The sequence below is a fragment of the Pseudoalteromonas sp. DY56-GL22 genome, from assembly GCF_041414715.1.
In the GTDB taxonomy this organism is placed as follows: Bacteria; Pseudomonadota; Gammaproteobacteria; order Enterobacterales; family Alteromonadaceae; genus Pseudoalteromonas; species Pseudoalteromonas simplex.
Genome location: NZ_JANHZR010000008.1, coordinates 129,348 through 144,679, shown reverse-complemented (window position 1 = coordinate 144,679; position 15,332 = coordinate 129,348). Strand labels below are relative to the sequence as shown.

The following is a 15,332-nucleotide window of genomic DNA, read 5'->3' as shown; positions in this document are numbered from 1 at the left end:
ATACTTAGAGTTTAACTTGAGCATATCAAATGGCGACGTGGTTGGTACGATTTTTCAGTTTCTTTCCGTTAATGTAATGCAAGTGCGTATGATCAACATAAAAAAAGGTCTGGATTTACCGATAGAGGGCGCACCTCAGCAAGTTATTCACGACGGTTCTGCCGTCAAACGTGTAGCTGTGCTAGGTGAAGAATATATTGGTATGCGTCCAACCATGCATGTTCGCGTGGATGACCAAGTCAAAAAAGGCCAGGTACTTTTTGAAGACAAAAAGAACCCAGGCGTCTTATTTACTGCACCAGCTTCTGGGGTAGTTAAAGAAATCAATCGTGGTGCTAAACGTGTGCTGCAATCTGTTGTTATTGAAGTTAATGGCAGTGAGCAAATCACCTTTGACTCTTTTAAGGCCGACGAGCTTTCGGGCTTAGACCGTGAAAAAGTTAAAGAAGTACTAGTTCAGTCAGGTCAATGGACAGCACTACGTGCTCGCCCATTCAGCAGAGTAGCTGCTTTGGATGCAAATCCTAGCTCTATCTTTGTAACGGCAATCGACACTAACCCGCTAGCTGCAGATCCTGCAGTAATCATTGCTGAGAACACTCAAGCATTTGAAGCAGGTTTAGCTGTGGTATCTCGTTTAACTGACGGCAAAGTATTTGTTTGTAAACAAGCTGGTAGCCAAGTGCCTAGTTCATCAATCCCTCAAGTAGAAGTACATGAGTTTGGTGGCAAGCATCCGGCAGGTCTTGTTGGTACACACATTCATAACTTAGACCCAGTTTCTGCAAGCAAGCAGGTTTGGCACTTAGGTTACCAAGACGTAATCGCGTTTGGTAATTTATTCCTAACAGGTGAAATCTTCACAGACCGTGTTGTTTCGCTTGCTGGTCCTCGTGTTAAAAACCCACGCTTAGTAAAAACTCAGCTAGGTGCATCTTTAGATGATTTAGTTGCTGGTGAATTAGAAGACGGTGATAACCGTGTAATTTCTGGTTCTGTATTATCAGGCGCTATCTCTCAAGGTCCACACGCGTTCTTAGGTCGTTACCATGTTCAAGTATCTGTATTACTTGAAGGTCGCGAAAAAGAGCTATTCGGTTGGATCGCACCAGGTGCTAACAAGTTCTCAGTAACACGTACCTTCTTATCTCACCTTGCTCCTAGCCGTCTATTTAACATGACGACTTCAACAGGTGGTTCGAAGCGTGCCATGGTTCCAATTGGTAGCTATGAGCGTGTTATGCCTTTAGACATCCTACCTACACTATTATTACGTGATTTAATCGCACGTGATCTTGATGGTGCTATTTCGTTAGGTGCGCTAGAGCTTGATGAAGAAGATTTAGCATTATGTACCTTCGTTTGTCCAGGTAAATACGAGTACGGTTCAATCCTACGCGATTGCTTGACTACGATCGAGAAGGAAGGCTAGAGAGATGGGTTTAAAGAAATTTCTAGAAGATATTGAGCCGCATTTTGAACCGGGTGGTAAACACGAAAAATGGTATGCGCTTTACGAAGCTGCAGCGACTATTTTCTACACGCCTGGTTATGTAAATAAAGGCAAAACACACGTTCGCGATAACATCGACCTAAAACGTATGATGATTTTAGTGTGGATGGCGACGTTCCCTGCAATGTTCTTTGGTATGTTCAACATCGGTCATCAGGCCGCAGGTGCTTTAGCACAAGGTTTTGAACTAGCAAACACATGGCAAGTTGGTCTGTTCCAATTATTCGGTGGTGAATTAACTGCTGACTCTGGTTGGGGCGCGAAAATGTTTTACGGTGCCTGCTTCTTCCTACCAATATACGCAGTAACATTTGCTGTGGGTGGTTTCTGGGAAGTACTATTTGCTTCAGTGCGTAAGCACGAAGTAAATGAAGGTTTCTTCGTAACATCTGTATTATTCGCACTAATCCTACCTGCGACGATTCCTTTATGGCAAGTTGCACTAGGTATTACGTTTGGTGTTGTAATCGCTAAAGAAATCTTTGGTGGTACAGGTCGTAACTTCCTTAACCCTGCTCTTGCCGGTCGTGCGTTCTTATTCTTCGCATACCCAGCGCAAATTTCAGGTGACACAGTATGGACAGCAGTAGATTCATTCTCTGGTGCAACTATGCTTGGCCAAGCTGTTGTTGGTTCACTTGATTACAGCAACATGGAGTTATGGTGGAATGCGTTCTACGGTTTCATTCAAGGTTCTATGGGTGAGACGTCAACACTAGCACTATTAATCGGTGGTTTATTCCTAATTTATGTGCGTATCGCTTCATGGCGTATCGTACTAGGTGTATTCCTAGGTATGGTTGCAACGGCATTCTTACTAAATACAATTGGTTCAGAAACTAACGCTGTATTTGCTATGCCTTGGCACTGGCACTTAGTGCTTGGTGGTTTTGCATTTGGTATGTTCTTCATGGCAACAGACCCAGTATCTGCATCATTCACAGACAAAGGTAAGTTCGCTTACGGTGCGTTAATCGGCTTTATGGTTGTAATGATCCGTGTTGTTAACCCGGCATTCCCAGAAGGTATGATGCTAGCAATCTTATTTGCTAACTTATTTGCACCACTATTCGATCACTTTGTAGTGCAAGCTAATATCAAGCGGAGGTTGGCACGTAATGTCTAGTAATAACGAATCAATCGGCAAAACGCTAACCGTTGTTGTTGCACTATGTTTAGTGTGTGCAATTATCGTATCGTTTGCTTCAGTTCAGCTTCGTCCTTTACAGCAAGCTAACAAAACACAAGATATTCAACGCAATATCTTAGCGGCTGCAGGCATTGAAGTATCAGGTACTGTGTCAGATACCTTTAACTCAAAAATTGAAGCACGTGTTGTAGACATGAACACAGGTGAGTTTGTTGAAGGTGCTGATCCTAACTCATTTGACTTCGAGAAAACAAAATTCGACCAAGCTCGTAGCTTTGCGTTGAAAGCAGAAGGAATTAAAGACATCGCTGGTATTCAGCGTATGACAAAAAATTCACCTGTATATATTTCGAAGAAATCTGATGGTTCTACAGACGCAATCATTCTACCAATCCAAGGTTATGGCCTTTGGGGTGTAATGTACGGCTTCTTAGCGCTTGAAAGCGATGGTGAAACAGTTAAAAACATCAACTTCTTCAAGCACAACGAAACGCCAGGTCTAGGTGGTGAAATCCAAAATCCACAATGGACTGCTAAATGGCAAGGTAAAGAGTTACCAATCAATATCATGAAGAGCGGTGCGAAGAACGAACATCAAATCGATGGTCTTTCTGGTGCAACATTAACTTCAAACGGTGTTGATCACACAGTTGACTTCTGGACTGGCGAGCATGGCTTTGGTCCATTCCTTGCGAAAGTACGTGAAGGAGCGTTGAAATAATGGCTGATACTAAAGAAATGAAGTCGGTCCTATTTGGCCCGGTATTCGCAAATAACCCGATCGCATTACAAGTACTTGGTATTTGTTCTGCGCTAGCGGTAACATCAAGCTTAAAAAATGCACTAATCATGTCAATCGCATTGACACTAGTAACTGCGTTTTCTAGCTTGTTTATTTCGTCAATTCGTAACCACATCCCATCATCTGTACGTATTATCGTGCAAATGACGATCATCGCATCACTTGTAATCGTTGTTGACCAAGTACTGCAAGCATTCTCTTATGCAACTGCTAAAGAGCTTTCAGTATTCGTTGGTCTAATCATTACAAACTGTATCGTAATGGGTCGTGCTGAAGCATACGCAATGAAGTCACCACCGTTAATGTCTTTCTTAGATGGTATCGGTAACGGTTTAGGCTACTCAGTAGTACTACTAACTGTTGGTTTCATCCGTGAGTTATTCGGTAAAGGTTCACTATTCGGTGTTGATATTATCCCATTAGTACAAAATGGTGGCTGGTATCAACCAATGGGTCTATTGATTTTACCACCGAGTGCATTCTTCATTATTGGTTTATTCATCTGGGTACTTCGTACCTTCAAGAAAGACCAAGTAGAAGCAAAAGCGTAAGGGGCGAGCAGTGGAACATTATATTAGTTTATTTGTAAAAGCGGTTTTCATTGAAAACTTAGCTTTAGCCTTCTTCCTAGGTATGTGTACTTTCCTTGCGGTATCAAAGAAAGTAACAACGTCAATCGGCCTAGGTGTGGCAGTTATCGTGGTGCTAGGTATCTCAGTACCTGTAAATAACTTGGTTTATCACGCTGTTCTTGCACCAGGTGCATTAGAGTGGCTTGGCTACCCAGAAGCAGACCTTAGCTTCTTACGTTTCTTGACTTTCATCGGTGTTATTGCAGCACTTGTACAAATTCTTGAAATGGCATTAGATAAGTTCTTCCCTGCACTTTACAACGCGTTAGGTATCTTCTTACCACTGATCACAGTTAACTGTGCGATCTTCGGTGCGGTATCTTTCATGGTTGAGCGTAACTATAACTTCGGCGAGTCTGTTGTTTATGGTATCGGTTCAGGTGTGGGCTGGGCACTAGCAATTACTTTACTTGCTGGTATCCGTGAAAAAATGAAGTACTCAGACGTTCCTGATGGCTTACGTGGTTTAGGTATTACTTTCATCACTGTTGGTCTTATGGGTCTTGGCTTTATGTCATTCTCTGGTATTTCACTTTAATAGGTAGCGAGGATAAATCATGAATGAGATTTTCTTAGGCGTTGGTGTTTTCATCGCTATCGTTGTTATTTTAGTTTTAGTTATCATTGGTGCTAAATCTAAATTAGTAGCAAGCGGCGATATCATCATCGGAATTAATGGCGACCCAGAAAAAGCTATTAAAACATCTGCAGGTAGCAAGCTATTAGGCGCGCTAGCTGATTCAGGTATCTTCGTTTCATCTGCATGTGGTGGCGGTGGCTCTTGTGGTCAGTGTCGTGTACACATCAAAGAAGGTGGCGGCGATATCTTACCAACAGAACTTGATCACATCTCTAAAGGTGAAGCGCGTGAAGGCTGCCGTTTAGCGTGTCAGGTAAATGTTAAGAACGACATGGAAATTGAACTTGAAGAGTCAATTTTCGGTGTTAAGAAGTGGGAATGTACTGTTATCTCTAACGATAACAAGGCAACGTTCATCAAGGAACTTAAATTACAAATTCCTGATGGCGAGTCAGTACCTTTCCGTGCCGGTGGTTATATTCAAATTGAAGCACCAGCTCACCACGTTAAATACGCTGATTTCGATATTCCAGAAGAGTATCGTGGCGACTGGAACCACTTCGGTTTCTTCGATCTGGAGTCTAAAGTAGACGACGAAACAATTCGTGCATACTCTATGGCTAACTACCCAGAAGAAGAAGGCATCATCATGCTTAACGTGCGTATCGCTACGCCGCCGCCAAGAGACCTAAGCCTTCCATGTGGTAAAATGTCTTCGTACATTTGGTCATTAAAAGAAGGTGATAAAGTGACTATCTCTGGTCCATTCGGTGAGTTCTTCGCGAAAGACACTGATGCAGAAATGGTATTCGTAGGTGGTGGTGCAGGTATGGCACCAATGCGTTCACATATCTTTGACCAACTTAAGCGTTTACAATCTAAGCGTAAGATGAGCTTCTGGTATGGTGCGCGTTCTAAGCGTGAAATGTTCTACGTAGAAGATTTCGACGGCTTAGCAGCAGAAAACGATAACTTCGTATGGCACACAGCACTGTCTGATCCACAACCAGAAGATAACTGGGAAGGTTACACAGGCTTCATCCATAACGTACTTTATGAAAACTACTTGAAAGATCATGAAGCGCCTGAAGATTGTGAGTTCTACATGTGTGGTCCTCCAATGATGAACGCGGCTGTTATCAACATGCTTAAAGATCTTGGTGTAGAAGACGAAAACATCTTATTAGATGACTTCGGTGGCTAACACCATACACAAAACAATTAGTTTTGGTTAGAATACAGGCCTCGTAGCACTTAGTGTTACGAGGCTTTTTTTATTTCTATACCGAACTCCGTGGTATCTACAAGGTGAATGCTATGAATAGAGTGTTTTATCGCCAAGGCTTGATGGCCTTTTTCCTATTAACTATGACTTTACTCATGGCTGGCTGCGGTCAATCAGATAAGGCTGAAGAGCTTTATTTTGAAGGTAAGACAATGGGCACCACTTATCACATTAAGGTGTTTGCAGAGTCTTCAAAGGTTGCAGGTGTTGATTTACACCCGGAAATTAAGCAAGTGCTTAAAGATGTAAATCAATCTATGTCGACTTACATTCCTGATTCAGAAATTAACCAGTTCAACCAGTTACCAGCAGGGCAGGTAATGCCAATAAGCGCTGATTTTAGAAACGTGGTAGCTGAATCAATTCGCCTTGGCGAATCAACAAAAACGTTAGATGTGACTATGGGGCCACTTATTGACTTGTGGGGCTTTGGTCCAGATAAAAAGCCGACTAAACGCCCAAGCGATGAAGCCTTGGCCGCAATGGTTGCCAAAATTGGTGTTGATAAGCTTGAACTTACAGATGCTGGTCTTATGAAGACGATTGATGGTTTAGAGCTGTCGTTTTCTGCTACAGCAAAAGGCTATGGTATTGATAAAGTAGCACAAGTGATAGAAAGCCATGGTTTCACTAATTATATGGTTGAGATTGGTGGTGAGCTTCGTGTGTCGGGTATTAAGCCAAACAACATCACTTGGAAAATAGCTATTGAGCAGCCTGATGCTGAGCCTGGCGTGCGTAAAGTACATAAAGTAATTGAGCCGGGTACTAATGGTATTGCGACATCCGGTGATTACCGAATTTTTTACGAAATGGATGGTGTTACCTATAGCCACTTAATTGACCCTGTAACAGGTATGCCGAGCCGTCATGATTTGGTATCAGTTACTGTTTTACACCCATCAGCGATGACTGCAGATGGCTTAGCGACGGCAATTACAGTAATGGGCATGGAAAAGGCGCAGAAATACGCCGAAGAGCACGATTTGCCGGTGTACTTAATTGGTAAGTCAGACAATGGCTTAGTGACATATTCTAGCCCCGCTTTTAAACCTTATTTGTAGCAGGGCAAGAAGCCGTGTATACCCAAGCAGCCTCAAGATGTAGAACTCAGCGTTCCACAGGAGCTTAATATCAAGGCGTTATTTTGCAACAATGGCAGTCCCAGAACTAACAACGATGAGAGTAAGCGCCTGTGAAGCGACCAAAGGATTGGTTTAAAAGCGATTTATACCGCGTTATTGATTTTAACAATAGAACCACTATTGCTTGTAATCAATGCCTTGCCTAAATCGCTTTTAATTCTAACTGAAACTCGCACCTTGAGGTCGTTTAGGTATATAATACATGCAGCCTAATTAGTTGGGCTCGATTTAATTGCTGACGATAGGGGCAAAGCAATGTCACTTTTTCTTCTTACATTTGGTCTACTTATTTTAATTGTGGCGGCGATGGCTGTCGGCATGATTGTGCAAAAGAAATCTATGGCCAGTAGTTGTGGTGGCCTAGGCGCTGTTGGTATCGACAAAGCCTGCGACTGCGACGACCCATGTGACAAGCGTAAAAAGCGCATGGCAAAAGAACAAGTCTGGAAAGAGAATCAAATTCTTTAACCACAAAAAAAGCGCCCAAAGGCGCTTTTTTAATACCTAAATTTTACAAAGACAGTCACTTTAAAACTATTTTGAATATTTACAAAGACAGTCACTTTTATCCATGAACTCATTCTTGCAGTAAAAAAGATTTTGTCTACACTTTAGTTACAGCTAATGCATTTCAATTTATCAGTTCAAGGAGTGGACGATGGCTTTAGCAAGGAAGCGGCAAATCTGTTTGTCGAATACCAAATATTATCATTGTGTATCTCGCTGTGTTAGACGTGCCTACCTTTGTGGAGAAGACACACTCACAGGTAAATCATATGAACACCGCAGAGGGTGGGTTGAACAGCGTCTGCTTGCTCTTGCAAAGGTATTTTGCATTGATGTATGTGCTTATGCGGTGATGAGTAACCATACACATGTTGTGCTTTATGTTGATGATAAAAAAGCAAATAGGTTATCGGATAAGGCCATCCTTTTACGCTGGTATAAGCTCAGTAAAATGACGCCTTTAGGTCAAAAAGCCCTTCATGGTGAGCCGTTAAGTGATGGTCAACAAGTCTTCTTAAATAAAGAGGTTGCAGAATACAGAACGCGCCTTTCGAGCATTAGTTGGTTCATGCGAATGCTAAATGAATATATTGCCAGACGGGCAAATAAAGAAGACGAGTGTACAGGGCATTTTTGGGAAGGGCGCTTTAAAAGCCAAGCTCTCCTTGATGAATCAGCGCTTTTAGCCTGCATGGCCTATGTTGATTTAAACCCTGTTCGTGCTAAAGCTGCAAGTACGCCGGAGCAATCGGACTATACCAGTTTTATAAAGCGATGCGAAAGCGCGAAGGAGTCAAAGCAACCTAAATTACTAGCTCGTTTTATTGGTGGCATGAGTAAGTATAAATCAAAGGGAATACCTTTTGAGTTAAAGTCATACCTGCTACTTGTGGAGCAAACTGGGCGTTGTATCAGCGCGGATAAGCCTGGATATATAGAGCATCATTTACCTCCTATTCTTGAAAGGCTGAATTTGGAAGCTAAAAACTGGTTAACATTAACAACTCAATTTGAAAACTTATTTCATGGAGCAGCAGGTCGAGTGGGTGCTATTGAAAGTTATTGCAGTAAAACTGCTCGTAAGCGACGAAGTAATCTAGCAAGCTGTAAGTTATTACTTGCCAGTTAATCTTAAATTTCTCTCGACTTTTATTTTTTGCAAACTCTTGCAGCTAACTTGTACTTTCAATTCTCATAAAATTAAATCTTTTATCTTGGTTTCTATTGTTAGATTAAGCTAATAGGGTAGTTTGTCTACTCAGCTATTATTTTAGGTTACAAATTTAAGGTATTTGGAGGTTTAACAGGCACTTTTAACAGTGCCTGTCTTTTTAAATCGTGTTTAATCTAAATTAATTAGCTTAGCCCCTAAAACTGCGTACTTATTTTTGCCATTTGCTTGTAAGAAAAAGGCGGCAGGTGCATGAAGTGAAGGTATTGATGTAAATACACTTTTGCATGCGTAAACTGGCCAATTTGTGGAGTTTTCTAGCATATTAATATCGCCAGAAAAGCAACTATAGCCTTGTATTAAAAGCTCTTTATATTTATTTTCGGTAAGCGTTAACGACTCATTTAAAACAAAACTGTTACCGGTTCTAAAGTTCAGGTTGCTTGCATCTAAACTCGTGTAACCTTGGCGGATACTGCTTATATCCCCCAACTCTTTAATAATGGGTGACTGTCCTTTGTTGTTTATTGCAATATCTATCTGATAATCACCTAGCTCACTCTTTACAGTTACATCATCTATTAGTAAGTCTACCCAATTGTCTTTAGCATTAAATGGGATAGCGTGGTACTGGGCTATTTTAGCGCTTTTCCATTCCTGTGAAGTTATTGAATCAATAGTCTTTTTATATAAAACACGGTTAACTTTACGGGCTATTTGTCGGTTTGGGTCGTTTGGGTAAGCACCTGATTCAATTAATATAGTTCGGATACCTTTTTCCGAAAAAGTATCTCCAAAACTGCGATAAGAGTAACTGTCGTTGTACTTCCCCAAGTGCCCTGGGATCATGGTTTCAACCGTTTTGGCTAAATGAGCAATAAATTGCATAGCCTCACCACGAATTTTATTCACTTCTCTTGCTTCATTATAGGCGGGTGCTAGCACTGAAATAGTGGCTTGTTCTCCCATTTTTCCGGCACCGTAATAGGCATTCTGATCATGTAAATTAAAGCCGAAATCAGGTTTGAATTCATCAGCCGCAGTCATGAGTATTTGTCCTTCTTTTGTGCGAAGGGCTTTTGCATCACGATTTAAATCAATACCTTGTGCATTATGGCGAGTTTGAGCTGCCGCGCCGTCTGGGTTCACCATAGGGATAATGAGAAGAGTTACTTTTTGTTGCCAGCTTTCTAGCCATTGTGCGTTTTCATCTGCGGTTATAAAGCTTAAAAAATCCATTAGTGCGGCAGTAGCTGTGTTTTCGTCGCCGTGCATTTGGCTCCACATCATCACTTTGATTGGGCCGGTGCCGATTTTTAGAGAATTAAGTGCCTGTCCTTGGAAAGAGGTGCCGATTTTTTTTAGTGTGACGCTTGGATGTTTTGCTGCGCTTTTTAAGTGTGGCTCTATATCGGCGTAGTAAATCGCAGGTTTATCTAAGCCAGCTACAGCGGTGTCTTCAATCGTATTTGCAAGTGTACTGGTACTTAGTGCTAAAAGGGCTGTGGCGAGTACATATAGGCGCATAATTATCTCTTTTATTCTTTATTTTAATATTATGTAGAATATTATATTTTTAATGGTTTGGCTAATCCTTGTTCAGTATTAAAGCTTCGATTGCTACTGACTAAGTATGCTTTAAATCGCTATTTTTATGCTATTTTCTTTTTCTTCATAGCTTTACGCTATATAAAATACAGTATTACTTTTAAGTACTTAGCTTCAATAGGTTTGTTTTTTTACAGTTTATTATCAAATGGCTAAACAATACTTAACCGTGTGCTGTAAAATTCTACTTGTACCGTCTGTTGACTTTGTTATACTCCACATCGAAATTTCAGTAATTACTGAAACTTTATTGATGAAGATCATGTTACCGCATTAAAAAATAGGGTAAGCCATTTACCTAAAATGCAGTAAAAGCGATAAAAGGCGTGAGTTTTGCGAGCAATTAATCAGTCACAAGGTGTCAAACAGTCTAGCTTAGCTAGGTTGCAATTGGCTGCGCGTGCGTTTTTTGCTGGCAAAGAACTAATGTCAGTTTTAGCCTTGTTGCTGATTAATTCAGCCATGCTAATCAACGGTACATTAGAAGATGCTCACGGGCTAAGAAGTTTATTAAGTGAAGGTGCTTTATACGAAACACCGTTGCTTAATGTTTTGAGTTTTTTAGCTTACCCTGTGGTGTCTTGCCAATTACTTATTGGTTTATGCTGGTTGGTCTTCCATTTCTTCCCTGCGCGTCGTGCAGGTGTCATTTTACGTAAAGCGGCCTTCGCTGCGCGTGAAACGATAAAGTCTTTAGTAGTACACAGCGCTCATGGCTGTCGTGCTCCTCCTCGTGTAAGTGGTTGTCTGTAAATAAGCTTTGTTGCTTAAGTTCAGCCATTTAGTCGTTTTTCTAAGTTGTCTTTACTAAGCACCTAGTGGGTTTTTTACGCCCAAATTTCAGCAGCCAACCTAAAATCCCTCACTTCTTAGCGTGCCGATTTGTCGTGCTTGTTAGTCAGCCGAGGGATATCTGTAGCATCTGTTGCAGAAAAGCGTCGTGTTCTTATTTCGACAAGTGTTAACTTTTAGGTTGTAGGATATTCCTTTGTCAATTCGAAACCTTTGTAATATTGCTCTAGCGTCTTTAGTGCTGGCCTTGTCTGGCTGTAAAGGCGGGGTACTCGATCCAAAAGGTCAAATTGGTGTCGACGAGAAGTATTTAATTATCGTAGCTACGGTGTTAATGCTGATTGTTGTGATTCCAGTTATTGCCATGACAATTTATTTTGCATGGAAATACCGTGATGGACGAGATCAAGAAATTTACGCTCCAAAGTGGGCGCACTCTAATAAGATTGAAGCTGTAGTTTGGACCATTCCTATCATCATCGTTGCGATTTTAGGTGTGATCACGTGGCAGTCAACGCAACAACTTGACCCATATAAACCACTTGAGGGTAAAGGTAAGCACCTTACTGTTGAGGTTGTTTCTTTGAACTGGAAATGGCTATTCATTTATCCAGAGCAAGGCATCGCCACAGTGAATGAGCTTGTTTTTCCTGCCAATGTGCCAGTGCAGTACAAGATCACCTCAGAAAGCACCATGAACTCGTTTTTCATTCCACAGCTTGGTAGCCAAATTTATTCAATGGCAGGCATGGAAACAAAGCTTCATTTAATTGCTGATGAGCCGGGTACTTTTAAAGGCTTCTCTGCTAACTACAGTGGTGCAGGTTTCACAGGTATGAAGTTCGATGCCATTGCAACAGCCACAGAAGCTGATTTCGATGCTTGGGTAAACAAAGTAAAAAATACTGGTTCTGCATTGACTAAGCAAAGCTATGTTGAACTTGCAAAACCAAGTGAATACGACCCAGTTAAATACTATGCCAGCGTAGATAAAGATATGTTCCATTCAATCGTAATGAAATATATGCAAGCGCATGGCTCTCACGGTGCAATGCAACACGCTATGCCAGAGCACTCAGCTCATAAGAAGCACAGCGAGGACGAGGAATAATCATGTCGTTGTTAGGTAAATTAACATTAGACGCAATCCCGTTTCATGAACCAATTATCATGGTTACCATGACGGTTGTTGCTGTCTTAGGTCTGTTAGTGGCAGGCTTAGTAACAAAATATAAAAAGTGGGGCGTGATTTGGCACGACTGGATCACCTCAATTGACCATAAGCGTTTAGGTGTTATGTACATCATTCTTGCGCTTATCATGCTTTTCCGTGGTTTCGCGGATGCCATTATGATGCGACTGCAATTAGCAATGGCTACTGGCGGTGCAAGTGGTTACTTACCACCAGAGCACTATGACCAAATATTTACGGCACACGGGGTGATCATGATCATCTTTATGGCGATGCCGTTTATGATTGGTTTAATGAACATCATTTTACCGCTGCAAATTGGTGCCCGTGATGTTGCATTCCCATTCTTAAATAACCTTAGCTTTTGGTTAACTGCTGGCGGTGCAATCCTAATCAATATCTCATTATTCTTTGGTGAGTTTGCGAAAACGGGTTGGGTGGCATATCCACCGTTGTCAGAGTTGTCATTCAGTCCAGGTGTCGGGGTCGATTATTATATATGGGCCTTGCAGATATCCGGCTTGGGTACCTTATTAACATCGGTAAACTTCTTAGCGACTGTATTTAAAATGCGTGCACCAGGCATGACATTAATGAAAATGCCTATTTTTACTTGGGCTTGTACGTGGGCGAATATCTTAATTGCAGCATCGTTCCCAATTTTAACTGCTGTTCTGGCTATGTTAACGCTTGATCGTTATCTCGATTTCCACTTCTTCACGAATGAATTAGGTGGTAACGCGATGATGTACATCAACTTATTCTGGGCATGGGGTCACCCTGAAGTTTACATTCTGATCTTACCTGCGTTTGGTATTTTCTCAGAAGTTATCTCAACGTTTGCTGGTAAACGCTTGTTTGGTTATAAGTCGATGGTTTACGCAAGTGGTGCAATTTCGATTTTAGGTTTCATCGTTTGGCTTCATCACTTCTTTACTATGGGCTCAAGCGCTAACGTTAATGCCTTCTTTGGTGTTATGACCATGGTTATTGCGGTACCGACCGGGGTTAAGTTGTTTAACTGGTTATTCACCATGTATCGTGGTCGTTTACGTATAACTGTGCCTGTCCTTTGGACTTTAGGTTTTATGGTGACGTTCACTATCGGTGGTATGACCGGCGTGTTACTTGCTATTCCTGGTGCTGACTACGTATTACACAACAGCTTATTCTTAATCGCTCACTTCCATAACACCATCATTGGTGGTGCGGTATTTGGTTATTTAGCTGGTTTTGCGTTTTGGTTCCCTAAAGCAATGGGCTTCAAACTTGACGAGAGCTGGGGCAGACGATCTTTTTGGTGCTGGTTAATTGGTTTCTTCGTGGCATTCATGCCGTTATACGTACTTGGTTTCTTAGGTATGACACGTCGCTTAAACCACACGAACAACCCTGATTGGAACATTTGGTTATACATTGCAGCTGGCGGTGCGGTGATCATTATGTTCGGTATCTTGTTCCAAGTTGTACAACTTGTAGTGAGCTTCAAAAACCGCGAGCAACTTGATGATACAACGGGCGATCCGTGGAATGGTCATACCCTTGAGTGGGCATCTGCTTCACCTCCACAGTACTACAACTTTGCGAAAATCCCTCATGTTGATGACATCGATGCGTGGACAGACATGAAAGAAAAAGGCTTAGCCTACAAGCAAGAAGCCTCTTATAGCCCAATTCATATGCCAAAAAATACATCGGCAGGTGTATTAATGAGCGCAGCTTTAACAACCTTCTGTTTTGCCATGATCTGGCACATTTGGTGGCTTGCAGCCTTTGGTTTACTGGGTGCTATCGTGGTGTTCATCAAACGTTGTTACACCAGCGATGTTGATTACTACGTGCAACCAGATGAAATTGTTGAACTAGAAACGGCTCACAATATAGCCGCTACGAAGGAGGTGAATGCATGAGTAGCATTTCTGCAGGACTCGACACCTTAAACGGCGCACACGGTCATGTCGATGCACATGACCATGAGCACCACGATACAGGTGGTAACACCGTATTTGGTTTCTGGCTTTATCTTATGACTGACTGTCTGTTGTTTGCATCATTTTTTGCAACCTACGCAGTATTGTTTATGAACACTGCTGGCGGTGTGTCGGGTAAAGATATTTTTGAACTTGATTTTGTTGCGGTTGAAACCGCAGCTCTACTACTTAGTAGTATCACTTTTGGTTTTGCGATGAACTCTGCTCATGGGCAGAAAAAGGCGGCTACGTTAACTTGGTTGCTGGTTACCTTTGCCTTTGGTGCAGTGTTTATTGGTATGGAAGTGTACGAATTTCATCACCTAATTGCGCACGGTAATGGCCCTCAGCAAAGTGCCTTTTTAACATCGTTCTTCTCTTTAGTGGGCTTGCATGGTCTTCACGTTACAGCGGGTCTTATTTGGATGACTGTCCTGATGATTGAAGTTGTGCGCCGTGGTTTAAACCCACAAACAGTGACACGCCTAAGTTGTTTAAGCTTATTCTGGCACTTCTTAGATGTGGTGTGGATTTGTGTATTTACCGTTGTTTATTTAATGGGAGCAATGTAATGAGTCACAGTGAATCACATGTAATTAATAACTTAGAAGTTCATGCACATAATGAACAATCACATGGCAGCGTTAAAGACTATTTAATTGGTTTTGTATTGTCAGTGGTTTTAACGGCTATTCCATTTTGGGCTGTGATGAGTGGTTCGTTTTCTAAAACGACCACTGCATGGTGCATCGTGAGCATGGCGATTGTGCAAATTTGGGTGCATTTGAAATATTTCTTACACCTAAACTTCAAAACTGAAGACGGCAAGGCAAGTTCATTGTCGTTTATCTTTAGTGCTTTAATCATTGTAATGGTGGTTGGTTTGTCGGTGTGGATCATCTACGAATCGAACGCCATGATGATGTACTAATAACAATTATTTTGTAATTGGTAAAAGATTTACGAAAGGAGCTGGTTAGTCTGA

General features: G+C 41.7%; 15 protein-coding genes. 14 read left to right on the top strand and 1 reads right to left on the bottom strand.

Annotation, left to right across the window (positions count from 1 at the left end; translation table 11 throughout):
- Positions 1-88 precede the first annotated feature (88 nt).
- The 9 genes from NO991_RS16910 to NO991_RS16870 all read left to right on the top strand — a co-directional run bounded on the left by NO991_RS16910 (position 89) and on the right by NO991_RS16870 (position 8,743).
- Entirely contained in the window at positions 89-1,432 is a 1,344-nt protein-coding gene (locus NO991_RS16910; RefSeq protein WP_054562348.1) for a Na(+)-translocating NADH-quinone reductase subunit A, read from the top strand.
- A gap of 4 nt (positions 1,433-1,436) precedes the next feature.
- Positions 1,437-2,639, top strand: coding sequence for an NADH:ubiquinone reductase (Na(+)-transporting) subunit B (locus tag NO991_RS16905; RefSeq protein ID WP_054554279.1), 1,203 nt, complete (start codon positions 1,437-1,439; stop codon positions 2,637-2,639).
- Positions 2,632-3,384 (top strand): Na(+)-translocating NADH-quinone reductase subunit C, encoded by a 753-nt coding sequence (locus tag NO991_RS16900; protein WP_054554280.1) that lies wholly within the window; start codon positions 2,632-2,634, stop codon positions 3,382-3,384. Before NO991_RS16905 ends, NO991_RS16900 begins: the two co-directional genes overlap by 8 nt.
- A complete protein-coding gene (locus NO991_RS16895; protein ID WP_054554281.1) occupies positions 3,384-4,016 on the top strand; it encodes an NADH:ubiquinone reductase (Na(+)-transporting) subunit D in 633 nt (210 codons plus the stop codon). Before NO991_RS16900 ends, NO991_RS16895 begins: the two co-directional genes overlap by 1 nt.
- A 10-nt stretch (positions 4,017-4,026) precedes the next feature.
- On the top strand, positions 4,027-4,635 hold the full coding sequence (gene nqrE / locus NO991_RS16890; RefSeq protein ID WP_016708692.1) for an NADH:ubiquinone reductase (Na(+)-transporting) subunit E: 609 nt from the start codon (positions 4,027-4,029) through the stop codon (positions 4,633-4,635).
- Between the two features lie 19 nt (positions 4,636-4,654).
- Positions 4,655-5,881 carry an NADH:ubiquinone reductase (Na(+)-transporting) subunit F gene (gene nqrF, locus NO991_RS16885; RefSeq protein ID WP_054554282.1) on the top strand — a complete coding sequence of 409 codons (1,227 nt, stop codon included), beginning with the start codon at positions 4,655-4,657 and terminating at the stop codon, positions 5,879-5,881.
- A gap of 113 nt (positions 5,882-5,994) precedes the next feature.
- Positions 5,995-7,026 carry an FAD:protein FMN transferase gene (locus NO991_RS16880; RefSeq protein WP_138618069.1) on the top strand — a complete coding sequence of 344 codons (1,032 nt, stop codon included), beginning with the start codon at positions 5,995-5,997 and terminating at the stop codon, positions 7,024-7,026.
- A gap of 336 nt (positions 7,027-7,362) precedes the next feature.
- Positions 7,363-7,575: a (Na+)-NQR maturation NqrM gene (gene nqrM, locus NO991_RS16875; protein ID WP_055020649.1), complete on the top strand. Its 213-nt coding sequence runs from the start codon at positions 7,363-7,365 to the stop codon at positions 7,573-7,575.
- Between the two features lie 190 nt (positions 7,576-7,765).
- Positions 7,766-8,743 carry a transposase gene (locus tag NO991_RS16870; RefSeq protein ID WP_371352220.1) on the top strand — a complete coding sequence of 326 codons (978 nt, stop codon included), beginning with the start codon at positions 7,766-7,768 and terminating at the stop codon, positions 8,741-8,743.
- Positions 8,744-8,956: 213 nt separating this feature from the next.
- On the opposite strand, the gene NO991_RS16865 is transcribed toward NO991_RS16870, so the two are convergent.
- Entirely contained in the window at positions 8,957-10,312 is a 1,356-nt protein-coding gene (locus NO991_RS16865) for a M14 family zinc carboxypeptidase (RefSeq protein ID WP_300359507.1), read from the bottom strand.
- 414 nt (positions 10,313-10,726) lie between these two features.
- On the opposite strand from NO991_RS16865, the gene NO991_RS16860 reads away from it, so the two are divergent.
- The 5 genes from NO991_RS16860 (at position 10,727) to cyoD (ending at position 15,278) form a co-directional block, all read left to right on the top strand.
- Positions 10,727-11,146, top strand: coding sequence for a hypothetical protein (locus NO991_RS16860; RefSeq protein ID WP_063706310.1), 420 nt, complete (start codon positions 10,727-10,729; stop codon positions 11,144-11,146).
- Positions 11,147-11,381: 235 nt separating this feature from the next.
- On the top strand, positions 11,382-12,296 hold the full coding sequence (gene cyoA / locus NO991_RS16855) for a ubiquinol oxidase subunit II (protein WP_054562298.1): 915 nt from the start codon (positions 11,382-11,384) through the stop codon (positions 12,294-12,296).
- Between the two features lie 2 nt (positions 12,297-12,298).
- Positions 12,299-14,287, top strand: a complete 1,989-nt coding sequence (gene cyoB / locus NO991_RS16850; RefSeq protein WP_300359511.1) for a cytochrome o ubiquinol oxidase subunit I — start codon at positions 12,299-12,301, stop codon at positions 14,285-14,287.
- Positions 14,284-14,919: a cytochrome o ubiquinol oxidase subunit III gene (gene cyoC / locus NO991_RS16845; RefSeq protein ID WP_300542735.1), complete on the top strand. Its 636-nt coding sequence runs from the start codon at positions 14,284-14,286 to the stop codon at positions 14,917-14,919. Before cyoB ends, cyoC begins: the two co-directional genes overlap by 4 nt.
- On the top strand, positions 14,919-15,278 hold the full coding sequence (gene cyoD / locus NO991_RS16840; RefSeq protein ID WP_135923748.1) for a cytochrome o ubiquinol oxidase subunit IV: 360 nt from the start codon (positions 14,919-14,921) through the stop codon (positions 15,276-15,278). Before cyoC ends, cyoD begins: the two co-directional genes overlap by 1 nt.
- The last annotated feature ends 54 nt before the right edge of the window (positions 15,279-15,332 follow it).

What these genes read in the sequence shown, in the direction of transcription:
- NO991_RS16910 (WP_054562348.1), top strand. Translation starts at nt 89, where the DNA reads ATGATCAACATAAAAAAAGGTCTGGATTTACCGATAGAGGGCGCACCT.
- NO991_RS16905 (WP_054554279.1), top strand. Translation starts at nt 1,437, where the DNA reads ATGGGTTTAAAGAAATTTCTAGAAGATATTGAGCCGCATTTTGAACCG.
- NO991_RS16900 (WP_054554280.1), top strand. Translation starts at nt 2,632, where the DNA reads ATGTCTAGTAATAACGAATCAATCGGCAAAACGCTAACCGTTGTTGTT.
- NO991_RS16895 (WP_054554281.1), top strand. Translation starts at nt 3,384, where the DNA reads ATGGCTGATACTAAAGAAATGAAGTCGGTCCTATTTGGCCCGGTATTC.
- nqrF (WP_054554282.1), top strand. Translation starts at nt 4,655, where the DNA reads ATGAATGAGATTTTCTTAGGCGTTGGTGTTTTCATCGCTATCGTTGTT.
- NO991_RS16880 (WP_138618069.1), top strand. Translation starts at nt 5,995, where the DNA reads ATGAATAGAGTGTTTTATCGCCAAGGCTTGATGGCCTTTTTCCTATTA.
- nqrM (WP_055020649.1), top strand. Translation starts at nt 7,363, where the DNA reads ATGTCACTTTTTCTTCTTACATTTGGTCTACTTATTTTAATTGTGGCG.
- NO991_RS16870 (WP_371352220.1), top strand. Translation starts at nt 7,766, where the DNA reads ATGGCTTTAGCAAGGAAGCGGCAAATCTGTTTGTCGAATACCAAATAT.
- NO991_RS16865 (WP_300359507.1), bottom strand. Translation starts at nt 10,312, where the DNA reads ATGCGCCTATATGTACTCGCCACAGCCCTTTTAGCACTAAGTACCAGT.
- cyoB (WP_300359511.1), top strand. Translation starts at nt 12,299, where the DNA reads ATGTCGTTGTTAGGTAAATTAACATTAGACGCAATCCCGTTTCATGAA.
- cyoC (WP_300542735.1), top strand. Translation starts at nt 14,284, where the DNA reads ATGAGTAGCATTTCTGCAGGACTCGACACCTTAAACGGCGCACACGGT.
- cyoD (WP_135923748.1), top strand. Translation starts at nt 14,919, where the DNA reads ATGAGTCACAGTGAATCACATGTAATTAATAACTTAGAAGTTCATGCA.